Source organism: Pantoea sp. T14, assembly GCF_036663535.1.
GTDB classification, from domain to species: Bacteria; Pseudomonadota; Gammaproteobacteria; order Enterobacterales; family Enterobacteriaceae; genus Pantoea; species Pantoea phytostimulans.
Window position 1 is genome coordinate 1 of sequence record NZ_JAWUEB010000017.1, and the last position, 19469, is coordinate 19469.

18 protein-coding genes are annotated in these 19469 nt (G+C 49.1%); 12 read left to right on the forward strand and 6 right to left on the reverse strand.

The features are described 5' to 3' along the window. Positions 1-470 (reverse strand): molybdopterin-guanine dinucleotide biosynthesis protein MobB (mobB, locus tag SC127_RS07280; RefSeq protein ID WP_332625887.1); only part of this gene is annotated, 470 nt, incomplete at its 3' end. 1 nt (position 471) lies between these two features. Beyond that, on the reverse strand, positions 472-1038 hold the full coding sequence (mobA, locus tag SC127_RS07285) for a molybdenum cofactor guanylyltransferase MobA (protein ID WP_215848115.1): 567 nt from the start codon (positions 1036-1038) through the stop codon (positions 472-474). A 52-nt stretch (positions 1039-1090) separates the two neighbouring features. Here mobA and SC127_RS07290 point away from each other — a divergent pair, with 52 nt between their 5' ends. The 5 genes from SC127_RS07290 to SC127_RS22570 all read left to right on the forward strand — a co-directional run bounded on the left by SC127_RS07290 (position 1091) and on the right by SC127_RS22570 (position 6550). Next, on the forward strand, positions 1091-1366 hold the full coding sequence (locus tag SC127_RS07290; RefSeq protein WP_215848116.1) for a YihD family protein: 276 nt from the start codon (positions 1091-1093) through the stop codon (positions 1364-1366). A 43-nt stretch (positions 1367-1409) separates the two neighbouring features. Beyond that, on the forward strand, positions 1410-2396 hold the full coding sequence (locus tag SC127_RS07295) for a serine/threonine protein kinase (protein WP_243079959.1): 987 nt from the start codon (positions 1410-1412) through the stop codon (positions 2394-2396). Positions 2397-2422: 26 nt separating this feature from the next. Further along, positions 2423-3052: a thiol:disulfide interchange protein DsbA gene (gene dsbA, locus SC127_RS07300; RefSeq protein ID WP_243079960.1), complete on the forward strand. Its 630-nt coding sequence runs from the start codon at positions 2423-2425 to the stop codon at positions 3050-3052. Between the two features lie 376 nt (positions 3053-3428). Beyond that, positions 3429-6218, forward strand: a complete 2790-nt coding sequence (gene polA, locus SC127_RS07305; protein ID WP_332625889.1) for a DNA polymerase I — start codon at positions 3429-3431, stop codon at positions 6216-6218. Between the two features lie 284 nt (positions 6219-6502). Next, positions 6503-6550 (forward strand): spot 42 RNA, inhibition of DNA synthesis, encoded by a 48-nt coding sequence (locus tag SC127_RS22570; RefSeq protein WP_071892919.1) that lies wholly within the window; start codon positions 6503-6505, stop codon positions 6548-6550. Positions 6551-6639: 89 nt separating this feature from the next. On the opposite strand, the gene yihA is transcribed toward SC127_RS22570, so the two are convergent. Then, positions 6640-7287, reverse strand: coding sequence for a ribosome biogenesis GTP-binding protein YihA/YsxC (gene yihA / locus SC127_RS07310; protein ID WP_215848119.1), 648 nt, complete (start codon positions 7285-7287; stop codon positions 6640-6642). Positions 7288-7839: 552 nt separating this feature from the next. Here yihA and yihI point away from each other — a divergent pair. Together yihI and hemN are read left to right on the forward strand one after the other, a co-directional pair. Beyond that, a complete protein-coding gene (gene yihI / locus SC127_RS07315; protein ID WP_215848120.1) occupies positions 7840-8361 on the forward strand; it encodes a Der GTPase-activating protein YihI in 522 nt (173 codons plus the stop codon). A 236-nt stretch (positions 8362-8597) separates the two neighbouring features. Further along, positions 8598-9971 (forward strand): oxygen-independent coproporphyrinogen III oxidase, encoded by a 1374-nt coding sequence (gene hemN, locus SC127_RS07320; protein WP_332625890.1) that lies wholly within the window; start codon positions 8598-8600, stop codon positions 9969-9971. Between the two features lie 48 nt (positions 9972-10019). On the opposite strand, the gene glnG is transcribed toward hemN, so the two are convergent. From glnG to glnA, 3 genes are all read right to left on the reverse strand, one after another. Next, positions 10020-11429 (reverse strand): nitrogen regulation protein NR(I), encoded by a 1410-nt coding sequence (gene glnG, locus SC127_RS07325; RefSeq protein WP_215848121.1) that lies wholly within the window; start codon positions 11427-11429, stop codon positions 10020-10022. Between the two features lie 7 nt (positions 11430-11436). Further along, positions 11437-12486: a nitrogen regulation protein NR(II) gene (gene glnL, locus SC127_RS07330; protein ID WP_215848122.1), complete on the reverse strand. Its 1050-nt coding sequence runs from the start codon at positions 12484-12486 to the stop codon at positions 11437-11439. Positions 12487-12625: 139 nt separating this feature from the next. Continuing rightward, on the reverse strand, positions 12626-14035 hold the full coding sequence (gene glnA, locus SC127_RS07335) for a glutamate--ammonia ligase (protein ID WP_215848123.1): 1410 nt from the start codon (positions 14033-14035) through the stop codon (positions 12626-12628). 446 nt (positions 14036-14481) lie between these two features. On the opposite strand from glnA, the gene typA reads away from it, so the two are divergent. From typA to fabY, 5 genes are all read left to right on the forward strand, one after another. Next, on the forward strand, positions 14482-16305 hold the full coding sequence (typA, locus tag SC127_RS07340) for a ribosome-dependent GTPase TypA (protein WP_215848124.1): 1824 nt from the start codon (positions 14482-14484) through the stop codon (positions 16303-16305). Between the two features lie 234 nt (positions 16306-16539). Beyond that, positions 16540-17136 (forward strand): glucose-1-phosphatase, encoded by a 597-nt coding sequence (gene yihX / locus SC127_RS07345; protein ID WP_243079964.1) that lies wholly within the window; start codon positions 16540-16542, stop codon positions 17134-17136. Between the two features lie 3 nt (positions 17137-17139). Beyond that, positions 17140-18009, forward strand: a complete 870-nt coding sequence (locus SC127_RS07350; protein ID WP_215848126.1) for a virulence factor BrkB family protein — start codon at positions 17140-17142, stop codon at positions 18007-18009. Further along, on the forward strand, positions 18006-18443 hold the full coding sequence (gene dtd, locus SC127_RS07355) for a D-aminoacyl-tRNA deacylase (RefSeq protein WP_215848127.1): 438 nt from the start codon (positions 18006-18008) through the stop codon (positions 18441-18443). The genes SC127_RS07350 and dtd overlap by 4 nt, the downstream gene beginning before the upstream one ends. 59 nt (positions 18444-18502) lie before the next feature. Continuing rightward, entirely contained in the window at positions 18503-19450 is a 948-nt protein-coding gene (fabY, locus tag SC127_RS07360) for a fatty acid biosynthesis protein FabY (RefSeq protein WP_215848128.1), read from the forward strand. The last annotated feature ends 19 nt before the right edge of the window (positions 19451-19469 follow it).

Here is a 19469-nt window from a genome sequence, read left to right on the forward strand (position 1 = left end):
ACCCGGTCAGGCCGGCTGATGTTCAGAACGGGGACGTGAAGCGCCGGGCAGGCATCGCCGGCCACGGCAATAACGTGCCCGCCGGTTAAGGCCTCAGCGCTTTCCTCAGTACCCTCCCGCCATAAAACAATTTTAGGCACAGCTTCGTTTTTAAATCCCTCCACCAAAACTAAATCCAGCTTAGAAGTATCCATGCGGCTTACTAAATAATTCAAATCGAACTCTTCTGTATCGGCGTTTTCACACATTAACGCCCAACGTTGTGAGCTGGCGACGATGACTTGATCGGCCCCGGCCTTTCTTAGCACGTAGCTATCTTTGCCTGGCGTATCAATATCCACATCGTGATGGGTATGCTTGATTAAGCCAACACGGATGCCACGCTTTTTAAGCAAAGGAATAACTTTCTGTAGCAGGGTCGTTTTTCCTGTACCGCTCCAGGCGGCTATAGCAAGTATTTTCGCTGTCATATCAGAGTACTTTTAACAGATCCTCGGGCGTGTTTATGTTACGGAAAGCTGACTCATCATCGTTGAGCTGTATTGCATGGCCACCTTGTTCTGTCAAAAACTGCATTAAGCGACGCTGGCCTTGTTGTAAATAAATCTCGAGCGCATCTGCGACACATCGATGTATTAGCGCCAATGTAGGATGATCGCGTTCTCGTGAGCACACCCATACAGCGGGTGCATCACCTTTTTGCTGTAAGAGTTGATGCACATAATCGAGAGGAATTGCTGGCGTATCGCAAGAGCAGAATACCGCCCAGTCACCAGGAATCACGTTCAGCGCACTTAAAATGCCGCCCAATGGGCCTGGATAATCGGTAATAGCATCTTGTATGACTTGGCAGCCACTCAACTGATAACGATCAATGTTACGGTTGGCGCTAATCATGACAATGTCGACTTGCGGCTCAAGCCGCTGAAGAACATGCTGATAAAGCGGTATGCCATTGAGCAGCAATAGTCCTTTGTCCTGACCGCCCATGCGGCGGCCTTGACCACCGGCCAAGATGACGCCGGTTAATGCTGACATAATCATGCCCTCGCTTTTAGCTTTCTGTTAATCACGTTGTGAGGATCCTAAGATGAAATGCCATCGACTGAATGAGTTAATTGAATTACTACAACCTGCCTGGCAAAAGGAACCCGATCTCAATCTGATACCATTTTTACAGAAACTCGCACAACAGTCTGGATACAGTGGCCCATTAAGTGAATTAACAGACGACGTATTGATTTACCATCTGAAAATGCGTGACTCCGCTCAAAGCGATGAGATTCCTGGGCTGAAAAAAGATTATGAAGTCGATTTTAAAACGGCATTACTGCGTGCCCGAGGTGTCATTAAAGATGGCGAGTAATGTATCCTTGCTGGCTAACAGCATGAGACTACATAGGTAAAAAATGAGCGAAGCCGCTTTCACATTCCAGACGCTGAATCCCGACGTGATCCTTGATGCGTTATGGGATACAGGGATTCGTGTCGAGTCAGGGCTGACAGCGCTAAATAGTTATGAGAACCGCGTTTATCAGTTTAGCGATGATGACAAACGCCGTTATGTGGCAAAGTTTTACCGTCCACAGCGCTGGAATGCAGAGCAAATTAATGAAGAGCATCAATTCGCTCTGGATTTGTTGGCTGATGAAGTTCCTGTTGCGGCTCCACTGATTCTGAATGAAAAAACGTTGCAGATGCATTCTGGTTTCTTTTTTGCCGTTTTTCCCAGTTTGGGCGGGCGCCAATATGAAACTGATAATGAAGATCAGATGGAATGGGTTGGCCGTTTTTTAGGGCGCATTCACCAAACGGGGCGTAAGGCGCTGTTTGAGCATCGGCCAACGATGGGCCTGGATGAGTATATCCATGAGCCTCGGCAGGTATTAGAACAGAGCAACTTAGTGCCTGCTAAGCTCAAAGCCAGCTTATTACAGGCAGTCGACAAGCTTGGCATCACTCTGCAGCAGCGCTGGCATAATGCATGGCAGCCGCTACGATTACACGGCGATTGCCATCCGGGTAATATTTTATGGCGCGATGGCCCACTGTTTGTCGATTTGGATGATGCCAGAAACGGTCCTGCTGTTCAGGATCTCTGGATGCTGATCAACGGCGATCGTCAGGAGCAGCGAATTCAATGGGATATTTTGCTAGAGGCATACAGTGAATTCAGCGACTTCGATATTAATGAATTGTCACTGATTGAGCCTTTACGCGCGATGCGCATGGTTTATTATTTGGCCTGGGTAGTGCGCCGTTGGCAGGATCCGGCTTTTCCACGCGCCTTTCCATGGATGACAGATGAAGATTTCTGGCGCAGACAGATTTCACTATTTACCGAGCAGGAAAAGTTGTTACAGGAACCTCCTCTACAGCTTACCCCGCAATTTTAATGAAGAAGTCAGGAGAGTTTTTCACGATGAAAAAGATTTGGTTTGCACTGATTGGTTTAGTGCTGGCGTTTAGCGCGTCTGCTGCACAATTTGATGATGGTAAACAGTATGTCAGTCTGCAGAAGCCGGTCGCAGGTGAACCTCAGGTGATGGAGTTTTTCTCTTTTTTCTGCCCACATTGCTACCAATTCGAACGCACTTACCACGTCAGTGATGCCGTGAAAAAGAACCTGCCCGAAAACGTAAAAGTGGTTAAATACCATGTTGATTTCCTGGGCGGCGATTTTGGTCCAGTTGTGACGCAGGCCTGGGCGGTTGCAATGGCATTGGGCGTTGAAAATAAAGTCACCGCACCTATTTTTGATGGCATTCAAAAAAGCCAAACCATCAATGATGCCGCTAGTTTGAAAGAGACTTTCGTTAAAGCGGCGGGTATCTCTTCTAACGAATATGATGCTGCATGGAACAGTTTTGCCGTTAAGGCATTGGTTGCTCAGCAGCAGAAAGCGGCAGCCGATGTTAATTTACAAGGCGTGCCGGCGATTTTCGTTAATGGCAAATACATGGTAAATAATGGCGGTTTGGATACTAGCTCAATGGATAACTTCGTAGCAGATTATGCCAACGTCGTTAAATTCTTGGTTGAGAAAAAGTAATACCTGCAATCTGCCAAAAAAACGCCAGTTTTGCTGGCGTTTTTTATTTGTATTAAATTTATAAATGCACTACCCAATCTCCAGGGCATAATTTTAATATCCACACAAGGGATCACGTAATTAAAAACCTCGATCGGGTCACTGACTTTCTATAACTCAATGTATTAAAAGATATTACTCAGAAAGATAATTCTTTTGTTATGTAAATAATTAAACGTTATGATTTTTACGCACAAAGTTATCCACAGCATGATCGTTGCGATCCTCGCCTCATTTGCATCAAAAATGACGGTGATTTATCGCCATAATTCAACATTCTCGCCAAGCTGTGGCATCCTTATAGACCAATCCATGGCAACGAAGAATAGACAGACTTATGGCGCAAATAGCAGAAAATCCACTGATTCTGGTTGATGGCTCATCCTATCTTTATCGCGCGTATCACGCGTTTCCGCCGCTGACCAACAGCGCTGGCGAGCCGACTGGTGCCATGTATGGTGTGCTTAACATGCTTAAAAGCCTGTTAACTCAATACAATCCAAGTCATGTTGCTGTGGTCTTTGATGCCAAAGGCAAGACTTTTCGAGATGAACTGTTCGAACACTATAAATCTCATCGCCCACCGATGCCTGATGATCTGCGCGCGCAAATAGAGCCGTTACATGAAATGGTAAAGGCTATGGGTTTGCCTTTACTCGCGGTAAGTGGCGTTGAGGCAGATGACGTAATCGGTACGTTAGCGTTAGAAGCAGAGCAAAAAGGTCGCTCTGTTTTGATCAGTACGGGTGACAAAGATATGGCGCAGCTTGTCACACCCGCTATTACGCTAATCAACACCATGACTAACACGATCCTTGGCCCAGATGAGGTGGAACAAAAATATGGCGTACCACCTTCACTGATTATTGATTTCCTCGCCATGATGGGCGACAGCTCGGATAACATTCCGGGTGTACCGGGCGTGGGTGAAAAAACGGCACAAGCATTGCTGCAAGGATTGGGCGGTATGCAGTCCATTTATGACAATTTGGATAAAGTTGCTGATTTGTCATTCCGCGGCGCCAAAACCATGGCGACGAAGCTGGAACAGAATCGTGACGTCGCATTCCTGTCTTATCAGCTGGCAACGATCAAAACCAATGTTGAACTGGAGTTGACGTGCGAGCAGCTAACCGTGAGCGAACCAGATGTCGCTGCACTGCAAACGCTGTTTAGCCGTTATGAATTCAAGCGTTGGTTAGCCGACTTACAAGATGGAAAGTGGCTACAAGGTAAAAAAAACAATCAGTCTGCTCAGAAGATCTTACCTGATGAACCGGCTGAGCAGCCGACCGAGACCGTCAGCGTGCTTTCTGCAGATGGCTACGTCACTATCCTTGATCAGCAGACATTTGATAGCTGGATTGAAAAACTGAGAAAAAGCGATGTTTTTGCGTTTGATTTAGAAACCGATTCGCTGGATACATTAAGTGCCAATATCGTCGGTATCAGTTTTGCTGTTGCGCCCGGTGAAGCCGCTTATCTTCCTGTCGCACATGATTACCTTGATGCGCCTGAGCAGCTTGATCGTAAAACGGTGCTGGCACAGCTCAAACCGCTGCTGGAAGACAGCACAGCCTTTAAAGTCGGTCAAAATTTAAAATATGACCGTGGGGTGCTGAAGAATTACGATATTGAGCTTGCAGGCATCAAGTTCGATACCATGCTGGAGTCATATATTCTCAACAGTGTGGTCGGCAAGCATGACATGGATAGCCTTTCTGCGCGCTGGCTCAAACATAAAACGGTGACGTTCACAGAGATTGCTGGAAAAGGTAAAAATCAGCTCACATTTAACCAGATAGCGTTAGAGCAGGCGGCGCATTATGCTGCTGAAGATGCTGACGTTACGCTGCAGTTGCATTTAAAAATGTGGCCAGAGCTAGAAAAAGAAGCAGGCCCGAAAAAAGTCTTCGAGCAGATTGAAATGCCTTTATTGACGGTAATTTCACGCATTGAGCGAAATGGCGTGTTGATCGATCAAAATATTCTGGCACAGCATTCTAAAGAACTTACCGCGCGTTTGGCGGAGCTTGAATTAAAAGCGCACGAGTTGGCCGGTGAGCCGTTTAACCTTTCTTCCACCAAGCAGCTTCAGGTTATTCTGTTTGAAAAGCAGGGTATTAAGCCTACTAAGAAAACGCCTGGCGGTGCGCCATCGACCAGTGAAGAGGTGTTAGCCGAACTCGCATTAGATTATCCGCTGCCAAAAGTCATTTTGGAGCATCGTGGTTTATCTAAATTGAAGTCGACTTATACTGATAAACTGCCAATGATGATAAATCCTCTGAGCGGCCGCGTTCATACTTCTTATCATCAAGCCGTTACCGCAACCGGACGCCTGTCATCTACCGATCCTAATCTGCAAAACATTCCAGTGCGTAATGACGAAGGACGTCGTATTCGTCAGGCTTTTATTGCCGCTAAGGGAAACCGTATCGTTGCGGCTGACTACTCACAGATAGAACTGCGCATTATGGCGCATCTCTCCCAGGATAAAGGCCTGTTAGATGCCTTTGCCCAAGGAGAGGATATTCACCGCGCCACGGCATCAGAGGTGTTTGGTGTTGCGCTGAGCAAGGTAAGCGGTGAGCAGCGTCGCAGCGCAAAGGCGATTAACTTCGGTCTGATTTATGGCATGAGTGCGTTCGGGCTGTCGCGACAGTTGAACATCGGTGCAGGAGAAGCGAAAAGGTATATGGATTTATACTTTGAACGTTATCCAGGCGTGCTGCGTTATATGGAAAATACGCGACAGTTAGCCGCCGAAAAAGGCTATGTCGAAACGCTTGATGGGCGTCGACTGTGGCTGCCGGACATCACATCCAGTAACGCAATACGGCGTAAAGCTGCCGAACGTGCAGCGATTAACGCACCGATGCAAGGTACAGCTGCAGACATCATTAAGCGGGCGATGATTGCCGTAGATGGCTGGCTTGAGCAGCAGGATGACAACGCGGTGAAGATGATCATGCAGGTACACGATGAGTTGGTGTTTGAAGTCAACGCAGATGCAATTGAGTCAGCAAGCCAGCAGATCCGTACATTAATGGAAGGCAGTATGAAATTAGATGTGCCGTTGCTGGTGGAAGTCGGCGTTGGTGATAACTGGGATCAGGCCCATTAAATTTGACTTTGGGCCTGTGAAGGCGCTCTTTTACAGGCCCGCTCAGAACTATAAGTAAATTGTTTACTTAATCGGTTCAGCCATACCTCTTTGAGCCTGAAAAAATATGCGTTCACTAACTCTTTAACGACTAAGCATTTTTTCGGTAATTAAACTACATCTAAGAATCATTTTTGTGACGCGCCAGGTAAAAAAACTGTCAAGTTATGAAAACCAGCTACAAAAAATCCTTTGTGGCGCAGAAAAAATCAGGTAAAGTTCGAGGCGTAGGGTACAGAGGTAAGATGTTCTATCTTTCAGACCTTTTACTTCACGTAATCGGATTTGGCTGAATTCTAGCCGCCCCAGTCATTATATGACTGGGGCGTTTTTTATTGGGCTTTGTCTGGAAGCGGCGCCTTGGCCGCTAATCATCTTCTACTTATTCTTCAGAATCACTCTCTGCATCTTCTTCTTCGCGCGCCGGTTCTAATTCATTAAACCAGCTGTCTAACTTGTGGCGTACTTTATCGACATTGATCTTCTTCAATGACGAAAACATCTCAACTTGCACATCGCCCATGAATGCTGCTGAAGCTTCACGAACTGCATTAAGCTGTGCTTTACGCGCGCCTGATGCCAATTTGTCAGCTTTGGTCAGCAATAGCAGTACTTCAATATTGCTTTCAACTGCCCATTGGATCATCTGTTGATCGAGATCTTTTAGCGGGTGACGAATATCCATCAAAATCACCAACCCTTTCAGCGCCTGACGTTTTTGCAGATATTCGCCCAGTGCACGTTGCCATTTCAGCTTCATCTGCTCTGGTACTTCGGCATAGCCATAACCCGGTAAATCGACCAGACGTTTGCCTTCGCTCACCTCAAACAGGTTAATTAATTGCGTACGGCCTGGCGTTTTACTGGTGCGCGCCAAACTTTTTTGATTGGTTAACGTGTTGAGTGCGCTAGATTTACCGGCATTAGAGCGTCCAGCAAAGGCCACTTCAATACCGGTGTCAGATGGCAAATGACGGATGTCAGGGGCGCTAAGAATAAAGCGGGTAACGTGATAATTTAGTTCAGGCAAGATGACACTCCAAAAATACGTATTCGGGCAATGGCGCTGATTATACGCGTTATGGCGCGAAAGTGCTCAATGGCATCCTTTTAGGCTTTTTTGTAAGAGATTTGCCATTAAAAGTGGCAGTTATATCCTCTTTTATTTAATTTTTTAAAAAAATAAATCATTAAAATTCATTTATTTAAATAAAAAGTATGGGTTTTCCATCGAAACTCAAGACAAGTCTGGCTTGAGGGTTTTACTAATTGGTCTACATTATTGTGCAGTGCATGGCAGCACCCATTAGGATGATGCGCTCAGGAATGTCATGAAGATGAAGAGCGATGGAGTGGAAATGGTCAAGGATTGGGACCGGACAAGGAAAAGGAGATGCTCAGGAGATGAGCTGGCGCGGGAATAACCGGGATGTTGCGAGCCAAAAAGGATTTAAAACATGATTCCTTCTTATGAAGGTGTGAAATAAGGCGACAGCTTAAGCTGTCGCCTTATTTCTTTGTCTGCTTTCTGCTAGATTTCGCCGCAATTCTATACTGAATAAAAACGCTGAGATAAAACACTATGAAGCAACCTGCACGAGCTGCGAACGGCAAACCTGCCGCCAAGGCCAAACGCAAATCGCGTGAAGAAATAAACATTGAAGCACGTGACCGCAAGCGCGATAAAAAGCATCGCGGTCATGCGTCAGGCAGCCGTGCGAATCCCGAAACCAAGGGCAGCAAAAACGGCGGCTCAGGCACTACAGCTAAAGATCCGCGTATCGGGAGTAAGAAGCCGATCGCGTTAGGCGCTGAAGGTCAAACCGCACCGGCTAAAGTGAAAAAGGCGCCAACCAAACCTGCCGTTGAGAAAGTGCGTCTAACGCCTGAAGAAGAATTGGCGAAGCTGGAAAACGATCCCCGTTTGGATAATCTGCTTGATCGCCTTGAAGGCGGTGAAACCCTCTCCGCTGAAGATCAAGGTTGGTTAGACGCAGCGCTTGATCGTATCGATGAGCTGATGGAGCAGTTAGGCATCGCCATGGATGACGACGAAGACGAGCAAGCCGAAGAAGATATGTATCGTCTGCTGAAAGGCAACTAAGCTTTTTGACCGGCATGTGTGTTTGCGCATGCCGGGCTTAACAGGTAAACACGAATGTTTTGGCCTGGATCAATTTTCGCGCTGTTACTTACATGTTATCTACTTTGGTTATTGATTAAACTACGACGCCTGTCGCGTCTGAAGCATCGTATAAGTCGGGTTTCATCATCCCGCTCACCTTTCTCCTCTTCTGCATCGCGACCTTCTCTTAGACGACGTCACCGGAAGGAATAAGTATGTCATCGCAGCAGATCGAGTGGGATCAGGCGTTAATTGAAAAGTACAATTACGCCGGTCCACGCTATACCTCGTATCCCACCGCGCTCGAGTTCAACGAAAACTATGCAGAAGATGATTTCCAACGAGCGGTAGCGCGTTACCCCGATCGCCCTTTATCTCTCTATATCCACATTCCGTTTTGTCATCGCCTCTGTTATTTCTGCGGCTGCAATAAAATTGTGACGCGCCAGTTGCATAAAGCCGATCGCTATTTGGATGTGTTAGAGCAAGAAATTCGCCAACGTTCGCCTTTTTTTCGCCAGCGTCGAGTGACTCAGCTTCACTGGGGCGGCGGCACGCCGACTTTCCTGAATAAAGCGCAAATTACCCGTTTGGTCACCTTGCTGAAGCAGCATTTTGACGTGGCGGCAGACGTGGAAATGTCGATCGAGATTGACCCACGTGAAATCGAATTAGATATGATCGATCACCTGCGTACGCTGGGCTTTAATCGCCTGAGTATGGGCGTACAGGATTTTAATAAAGCCGTTCAGGAGCGCGTTAATCGCGTGCAGGATGAAAATGTCATTTTTGGTTTGATGGAAAGAGCCCGCCAGCAAGGCTTTAGCTCAACCAGCATCGATTTAATTTATGGTTTGCCACTGCAAACGCCAGAAAGCTTCGCCTTTACTTTAAAGCGCGTTACTGAGCTCAATCCCGATCGCCTCAGCGTCTTTAATTATGCGCATATGCCTACGCTATTTGCTGCTCAACGCAAAATCAAAGAGGAGGAGCTGCCTTCTGCCTCGCAGAAGCTTGTTATCCTTCATGAGACCATCGCTACGCTAACGCAGCAGGGTTATCAGTTCATCGGTATGGATCATTTCGCAAAGCCGCAGGATGAGCTGGCAGTGGCTCAGCGTGCAGGCCTGCTTCATCGTAATTTCCAGGGTTATACCACGCAGGGCGATAGCGACTTGCTTGGGCTGGGTGTGTCGGCAATTAGCATGATCGGTGACAGCTATGCGCAGAATCAAAAAGCGCTCAATGTGTGGTATGAAAGCGTGGGCAGCACGGGTAATGGCTTATGGCGAGGTCTAACGTTGAGCCAGGACGACTGTTTACGTCGCGACGTGATAAAAATGCTGATATGCAATTTTTCTTTGGATTTTAAAGCGGTAGAAGCGCAATGGAATATACACTTTAACGACTATTTCGCTGAGGATTTAACGCTATTGAAACCATTGATTGCGGATGGGCTGGTGGAGCATAGCGCGACAGGGCTACAGGTTACGGGAGTGGGGCGTTTACTCATTCGGAATATCTGTATGTGCTTTGATGTTTATCTGCGCCAAAAGGCGCGTCAGCAGCAATTTTCGCGCGTTATCTAAAGTAAACGGCTGAAGCACAAGCAATGCTCCAGCCGTTCATCTCAACACTTATTCCATGCCGAGCTCTTTTAGCTTGCGAGTCAAGGTATTACGTCCCCAGCCCAACAAACGTGCCGCTTCCTGCTTATGGCCCTGCGTATGTCGCAGCGCAGTAGTCAGCAGCGTGCGCTCCATCTCCGGCTGTGCTTCTGACAACAAGTTTTGATGACCGGAACGTAAAGCACGATCGGCCCACTGTGCTAGCAACGTTGCCCAGCTATCAGGCAGTGATTGCACTGGATTTTCTGGTGTGTTCGATTCAAACAGCTCTGAAGGCAGATCCTGAATCAGTACTTCCTGGCCAGCCGCCATCACCGTTAGCCAGCGACAGGTATTTTCCAACTGGCGTACGTTACCGGACCAGTGAAGGCGCGTTAGTGCTGTCTCGGTTTCAGGATGCAAAATTTTCGCTTCGACACCCAGTTCTCGCGCAGCAACCTGCAGGAAATAACGCGCCAGACGAGGAATATCCTCGCGACGCTCGCGCAGCGGTGGCAAATGTACCCGGATGACATTCAGACGGTGGAATAAATCCTCACGGAACTTGCCTTCCTGTACTCGCAGCTCAAGGTTCTGATGCGTAGCAGCAATGATGCGAACATCGACCTTTACAGGCGCATAGCCGCCAACACGATAAAACTGGCCATCAGCTAAAACGCGTAGCAAGCGGGTTTGCACATCTAAAGGCATATCACCGATTTCATCTAAAAATAGTGTGCCGCCGTCGGCCTGCTCGAAACGGCCCTGCCGAATCTGATTCGCTCCAGTAAAGGCGCCTTTTTCATGACCAAACAGCTCGGATTCAATCAAATCCTTGGGAATGGCAGCCATATTCAGGGCAATAAATGGCGATTTTGCCCGTGGGCTATGACGATGCAGCGCGTGCGCCACTAACTCTTTACCGGTACCCGATTCACCATTGATCAGTACGCTGATTGACGAGCGCGACAGGCGGCCAATGATACGGAATACATCCTGCATGGCAGGCGCTTCACCGATAATATCGGTTGTTGGCCCGCTAACTGGCTGATTACGCGGCTGCTGCTGTTCCTGATAATGACTGATAGCACGCTCAACCAGCGCGACCGCTTCATCAATATCGAAAGGTTTCGGCAGGTAATCAAACGCACCTTGCTGGTAAGCACTGACCGCAGCATCTAAATCAGAATGCGCCGTCATGATAATCACGGGCAACATCGGATGACGCTGTTTAATCTGTTTTAGCAGCGCCAGCCCATCCATACCCGGCATGCGAATATCTGACAATAAAACATCTGGGGTTTTGGTCGAAAGTGCATCTAGCACCTCGCTTGCGCTGTCAAAAGTGGCGCAGTTTAAACCGGCTCCAGTGAGCGCGCGTTCAAGCACCCAGCGGATGGAGCTATCGTCATCGACGATCCAGACTATCCCTCGTTGCATAGAAACCTCACTGGCGAATAGGCAAGTAAACCGAGAATTCGGTGTGACCAGGCCAACTGTTAAATTCTATTTTTCCTGAATGCTGATCGATCAAGCTGCGTGCGATTGAAAGGCCTAAACCGGTGCCGCCTTCACGCCCGCTGACCATCGGATAGAACAGCGTATCTTGCAGTTGAGCTGGAATACCCGGGCCGTCATCCTCTATATCGATGCGCGCCACCAGGCGATATCGCGTGCCATGCAGCGTTAACTGAAACGCCGTGCGGGTACGAATAATGATTGTGCCGCCTTCTTCACCCAACGCCTGAAGGGCGTTGCGTACTACGTTCAGCAGAACCTGCTCAATTTGATCCGGGTCATGCGGCAATTCCGGCAAGCTGGGGTCATAATCGCGCACCAGCGAGACGTTGTCAGGCAGCTCCATCGACACCAAATTCACCACGCGCTCAGCGACTTGATGAATACTTTGAGTGATGTGCATGCCAGGCTGCTGCGGCCCTAACAGGCGATCCACCAGGTTTCGCAACCGGTCCGCCTGCTCAATAATAACTTTGGTGTATTCGTTCAGCGACGGATCGGGCAGCGCACGTGATAACAATTGCGCAGCACCGCGTAACCCTCCCAGCGGATTTTTAATTTCATGTGCCAGACCACGAACCAAATCGCGCGCTGCAACCTGCTGGGCGTGCTGTAACTGTTCCTGACTAAGACGACGTTGGTTATCCATCGGCGCCATTTCCATCAGGATAAAACCATCAGGCAAGCGTTGCGCCGTCAGTGACATAATGTGCGCGCGGCCATCCACAACCAGCGTCACTTCACTGTCGGTAAATCCCTGGCCAGCCTCAAGACTTTCACGCATCACCTCAACATTCAGCGAAAAGTAGCCGGTTAATTCAGGTAACGGCGTGCCGAACAATTTACGTGAGCTTTGCGCCAGTAATTGCTGCGCCGCCGGGTTGGCGTAATGAATAACCAAATCGTTATCCACCAACAAAATACTGTTGATTAATGAATTGAGAATCTGCCCTGCATCGGGCAGAGAGCCAGTTGCCATACAGCGTTCCTTTGCACTAAGTGAGTGCATTGTAGTATTTAAGCCGAATTTCAGGCGAATGAACGATGGATTCGCGGAGAAAAAAGCCCATCCGAAGATGGGCTAAAAATTTCCACGGCAACATAAAACCTAAAATTGATTAAACGCTGTAGTAAAGCTCGAACTCTACCGGGTGCGGAGTCATGCGAACGCGGTCGTCTTCAGCTTTACGCAGGGTGATGTAGGCATCGATGGTTTCGTCAGTGAACACGCCGCCACGGGTCAGGAACTCGCGGTCTTCGTTCAGTGCGTTCAGCGCTTCTTCCAGTGAGCCAGCCACTTTTGGAATCTCAGCTTCTTCTTCCGGCGGCAGGTCATACAGGTTTTTGTCCATCGCGTCGCCAGGATGGATCTTGTTGATGATGCCGTCAAGGCCAGCCATCAGCAGAGCAGTAAACGCCAGGTATGGGTTTGCCGCTGGATCCGGGAAGCGCGCTTCAATACGACGTGCTTTCGGGCTAGCAACAACTGGGATACGGATTGATGCAGAACGGTTACGCGCGGAGTAAGCCAGCATAACCGGTGCTTCATAACCCGGGACCAAACGCTTGTAAGAGTTGGTAGTCGGGTTAGCTAAGGCGTTGATTGCTTTAGCGTGCTTGATAATACCGCCGATGTAGAACAGCGCCATTTCAGACAGGCCGCCGTACTTGTCGCCAGAGAACAGGTTCTCGCCACCTTTAGACAGTGACATATGGCAGTGCATACCAGAACCGTTGTCGCCAAACATTGGCTTCGGCATGAAGGTCGCAGTTTTACCGTATGCATGTGCAACGTTGTGCACAACATATTTGTAGATCTGAATTTCGTCAGCTTTTTTGGTCATGGTGTTGAAGCGGGTTGCCACTTCGTTCTGACCAGCAGTAGCCACTTCGTGGTGATGCGCTTCTACTACCAGACCCATTTGTTCCATGGTCAGACACATGGCAGAACGGATGTCCTGAGCTGAGTCAACAGGTGGAACGGGGAAGTAGCCGCCTTTCAGACCTGGACGGTGACCTTTGTTGCCGCCTTCGTACTCTTTACCGGTGTTCCAGGCTGCTTCGATATCGTCGATAGCAACGTGTGAGCCGGAAGTAGAAGAACCGAAACGGATGTCATCGAACAGGAAGAATTCTGGTTCTGGTCCGAACAGCACGGTGTCCGCGATGCCAGAAGAGCGCAGGAAATCTTCAGCGCGCTTTGCGATTGAACGTGGATCACGATCGTAGCCCTGCATGGTGCCTGGCTCGAGAATGTCGCAACGGATGATCAGCGTAGAATCTTCGAAGAACGGATCCATTACCGCCGTGGTTGCGTCAGGCATCAGCACCATGTCTGATTCGTTAATGCCTTTCCAGCCACCGATGGAGGAGCCATCGAACATTTTGCCTTCTTCGAAGAAGTCAGCGTTAACCTGGTGAGCAGGGATAGTAACGTGCTGTTCTTTACCTTTAGTATCGGTAAAACGCAGGTCAACAAACTTAACTTCATTCTCGTTCATCATCGAGAGAACGTGTTCAGCGGACATACTCAACTCTCCTGGAAATGGTCATTGTCTACATGGTGAGAGAACTTCGTTGCCTGGAATGCGTCTCTTATTACAACCATTCCTAACCAACTGAATCTCGGCAAGCTCTTCAACCGTTGTCTAACTGTCGTTTTCGCTTGATTAATATAAAGCGAATTCTGTGCCAACTTTCTGTCATCGTGCTAAATAGCGCTATAATGCGCTCTCTTATCTCTCTTGCGCTGCACCAGTATGGATGCCTTGCACCAAGATTGTGCTTTTCACGCAAATATCAGCACCAATTTGGTGCGTCACGCCAACTTAGTGCATTTTCTGCACCGAGAACAGTGCGAATTTCCCCCAATGCAATAAACTTTCAGTGAAAAGTGTGATCATGTTCAGTCTTCCGCTTAATCCGTGTACAATAGCGCGCTATTTCTATTTCTATAAATGCCTGAGGCAAAGCTGTGATCGAAAATTTGCGTAACATCGCCATCATCGCGCACGTTGACCATGGAAAGACCACCCTGGTTGACAAACTGCTGCAACAATCCGGTACCTTCGATGCCCGTACCGAAGCTACTGAGCGCGTGATGGACTCCAATGACCTGGAGAAAGAGCGTGGGATTACCATCCTCGCAAAAAACACCGCCATTAAGTGGAATGACTACCGTATCAACATCGTTGATACCCCAGGACACGCCGACTTCGGTGGTGAAGTTGAGCGCGTCATGTCCATGGTGGATTCGGTGCTGCTGGTTGTAGATGCGATGGATGGCCCTATGCCGCAAACCCGCTTCGTGACCAAAAAAGCGTTCGCGCATGGTCTGAAGCCGATTGTGGTTATCAACAAAATTGACCGTCCTGGCGCACGTCCAGATTGGGTTGTTGATCAGGTATTTGACCTGTTCGTTAACCTTGATGCGACCGACGAACAGCTCGACTTCCCTATCATTTACGCTTCTGCGCTGAATGGTATCGCGGGTCTGGAACACACTGACATGGCGGACGACATGACCCCGCTGTATCAGGCAATTGTTGACCACGTTTCTCCGCCACAGGTTGAAGCTGACGCGCCACTGCAGATGCAGATTTCGCAGTTGGACTACAACAACTATCTGGGCGTTATCGGTATCGGCCGCATCAAGCGCGGTAAAGTTAAGCCGAACCAGCAAGTGACTATCATTGATAGCGAAGGCAAAACCCGTAACGGTAAAGTCGGTAAAGTGCTGGGCCACTTGGGTCTGGAACGTATCGATACTGATATGGCAGAAGCGGGCGACATCATCGCGATCACCGGTCTGGGCGAGCTGAACATCTCTGACACTATTTGCGACACGCAAAATGTTGAAGCGTTGCCAGCCCTGAGCGTTGATGAGCCAACCGTAACCATGTTCTTTAACGTCAACACCTCACCGTTCTGCGGTAAAGAAGGTAAGTACGTGACTTCACGTCAGATCCTTGAGCGTCTGAACAAAGAACTGGTTCACAACGTTGCGCTGCGTGTTGAAGAAACCGAAGATGCTGATGCGTTCCGCGTATCAGGTCGTGGTGAACTTCACCTTTCTGTACTGATTGAAAACATGCGTCGTGAAGGTTTCGAACTGGCGGTATCCCGTCCGAAAGTTATCTTCCGTGAAATCGATGGCCGCAAACAAGAGCCATTCGAAAACGTTACGTTGGATATCGAAGAGAATAACCAAGGCTCAGTAATGCAAGCCATGGGTGAGCGTAAAGGCGATCTGAAAAACATGGATCCGGATGGTAAAGGCCGCGTACGTCTCGACTACGTGATCCCAAGCCGTGGCTTGATTGGCTTCCGTAACGAATTCATGACCATGACTTCCGGTACCGGCCTGCTGTACTCCACCTTCAGCCATTATGACGATATTCGTCAGGGCGAAGTGGGCCAGCGCCAGAACGGCGTACTGATCTCTAACGGCCAAGGCAAAGCAGTTGCGTTTGCATTGTTCAGCCTGCAGGATCGCGGCAAATTGTTCCTGGGTCACGGTGCAGAAGTATATGAAGGCCAGATCATCGGTATTCACAGCCGTTCTAACGACCTGACTGTTAACTGTCTGACCGGTAAGAAGCTGACCAACATGCGTGCTTCTGGTACTGACGAAGCGACAACTCTGGTTCCGCCAATCAAGATGACTCTTGAGCAGGCGATCGAGTTCATCGATGATGACGAACTGGTAGAAGTGACGCCGCAGTCAGTACGTATCCGTAAACGTCACCTGACTGAGAACGACCGTAAGCGTGCTTCACGCGGTAGCAAAGACGTTTAATCTGTCTGTTACAGTCGTTTAATAATGAGCCCCGCAATGCGGGGCTTTTTTTGCCTGCCATATTCTGATTTTGGTGTGATTTTAACTTCTCCGGCTAAATGACCCCGTCCGCGTAGCACCAGCCTGTCGCTTTCTTGCGGCAGCTTCCACTTCGTAGCTTTCTCTTCGCTGTTGCCTGTTCAGCCTCGGCTTTTGCCGCTAGAGTGAATAATCCAGGGAATAGAAGGAGGCACCATGCTGTACATATTTGATTTAGGTAATGTGATCATCGATATCGACTTCAACCGCGTATTAGGCGTCTGGAGCGATCTGAGTCGAGTACCGCTGGCATCTTTGCAAAGCCATTTCCATATGGATGAGGAGTTTGAACAACACGAACGCGGCGAAATCAGCGATGAAACATTTGCGGCTGCACTGTGTGAAAAACTGGACATTGCCCTGAGCTATGAGCAGTTTACGGCAGGCTGGCAGGCAGTCTTTGTCGGCGTACGTTCTGATACCTTGGCGTTGATGCATAAACTGCGAGCCGAAGGCCATCGCGTGGTGATTTTGTCTAATACCAATAAGCTGCATTATGCCTTCTGGCCAACGCAATATCCTGAAGTTCAACAAGCAGCAGACAAACTTTACCAGTCGCAGGATCTGGGCATGCGCAAGCCAGAAGCTCGCATCTATCAGCATGTATTGAATACTGAAGGTGTTAGCGCCGATCACGCGGTGTTCTTTGATGACAACGAGCAAAATATTGAAGCGGCACGTGCGTTAGGCATTGAAAGCGTATTAGTCACTGACAATAAAACTGTGCCCAACTGGTTTGCGAGCCAGCACTAAACCATGATGTTGCGAAGATACCGTCCTAAGCTACATGCCTTCTGGTTGTGGCTCAAACTGCTGTGGAAACGCATTAACGACGACAACATGACAACACAGGCAGGTAATCTGGCTTACGTCTCGTTGTTGGCTCTGGTACCGCTGATTGCCGTGGTCTTTGCTTTATTTGCTGCCTTTCCGGTGTTCTCTGACGTCAGCGTGCAGCTGAAAAGCTTTATCTTCAACAACTTTATGCCTGCCGCAGGCAACACGCTGCAACGTTATCTTGAACAATTTGTGGCTAACGTGAATCGCATGACGGCGGTAGGTGCGGTGGGGTTAATTGTTACCGCACTGCTACTGATGCATACGGTTGATGCCGCGCTCAATGACATCTGGCGCAGTGATAAAAAGCGCCCGCTGGTTTACTCATTCGCCGTATATTGGATGATTTTAACGCTGGGGCCGCTGTTGGCAGGGGCCAGCCTGGCGATCAGCTCGTATTTGTTGTCGCTACGCTGGATAAATGCCACAGGCGTGACCAGTTTGATTGATCAGATGCTGCGTATCTTTCCCCTGCTGTTGTCGTGGCTCGCTTTTTGGTTGTTATACAGCATTGTTCCAACCAAACGTGTGCCGCCACGCGATGCGCTAATTGGTGCCTTAATTGCCGGTGCGCTTTTTGAGTTGGGTAAAAAGGGCTTTGCGCTGTATGTTACGATGTTCCCTTCATACCAGTTAATTTATGGCGTGCTAGCTGTCATCCCTATCCTGTTTTTGTGGGTTTACTGGACGTGGTGCATTGTCTTATTAGGTGCTGAAATCACCGCCACGTTGGATGACTATCGCCAGTTAAAACAACAAGAAAGAGAATTAAAACGAGAGGAACCATGATTGCATTGATTCAACGCGTGCAACACGCCAGCGTCAGCGTCGATCACAGCGTGATAGGGGAAATTGGCGCAGGTCTATTGATTCTTCTGGGCGTGGAAAAAGGGGATGAAGAGAAGCATGCGGAGCGTCTCGCAGAACGTGTATTGGGCTATCGCATTTTCAGCGACGAGCAGGGCAAAATGAACCTGAGCGTTAAACAAGCGGGCGGCAGCGTGCTGGTAGTCTCGCAGTTCACGCTAGCGGCTGATACACAAAAAGGCATGCGACCGTCGTTTTCAGGTAGTGCGGAGCCTGTAGAAGCGGAACGCCTTTATCACTATTTCAGCGACTGCTGTCGCAAGCAGGAAGTCATTACAGCAAATGGCCGCTTTGCTGCTGATATGCAAGTCGCGCTGGTGAATGATGGTCCTGTAACGTTTTGGTTGCAGGTGTGAGGTCGTTAGCCGAGCGGCAAGGGAACAGCCACGCAAGCTCCGAACGAGAGAATCACTTTATGTATCATCTTCGCGTGCCACAGACGGCGGAGGAGCTGGATATTTATTATCAGTTCCGCTGGGAAATGTTGCGAAAACCGCTGCGTCAGCCGCAGGGTTCGGAACGAGATGCATGGGATGCGTTAGCGCATCATCAAATGGTAGTAGACGAGCAGGGCAATCCCGTTGCCATCGGCAGGCTGTATATCAATGCTGATAACGAAGCCGCTATTCGCTTTCTGGCTGTTCATCCCTCGGTACAAGGCAAAGGCTTAGGTACGCTGGTAGCGATGACGCTGGAATCGGTTGCCCGCCAGGAAGGTGTAAAGCGTGTTACCTGTAGCGCCCGTGAAGATGCCGTGGCGTTTTTTGCCAAGCTGGGGTATGTCAATCAAGGCGAAATTACTGCGCCGCAAACCACGCCGGTACGTCACTTTTTGATGATCAAACCGGTGGTCACGCTGGATGATATCCTGCATCGCGCCGATTGGTGCGGCCAGCTCCAGCAGGCGTGGTACGAGAATATCCCGCTTAGCGAGAAGATGGGCGTTCGCATTCTGCAATACACCGGACAGAAGTTCATCACGACCATGCCGGAAACTGGTAATCAGAACCCACACCATACTTTATTTGCGGGCAGTTTATTCTCGCTGGCAACGCTGACCGGCTGGGGTTTAATCTGGCTGCTGCTCCGTGAGCGCCATTTGGGCGGCACGATTATCCTCGCGGATGCACATATACGCTACAGTCGGCCTATTAGTGGACGCCCCGGCGCTATCGCCGATCTCGGCTCATTAAGTGGCGATCTCGATCGTCTGGCACGTGGGCGTAAAGCGCGCGTGCAGCTGGAGGTAGAATTATTTGGTGATGATGAGTGTGGCGCGGTATTTGAAGGCGTCTACATTGTGCTGCCCGCCGATCCTGACGGGCCGCTGGAAGAGGGCGGTTCAGGCGCCCGAATCAACTAATTCAAAGGGCCGAATTTCG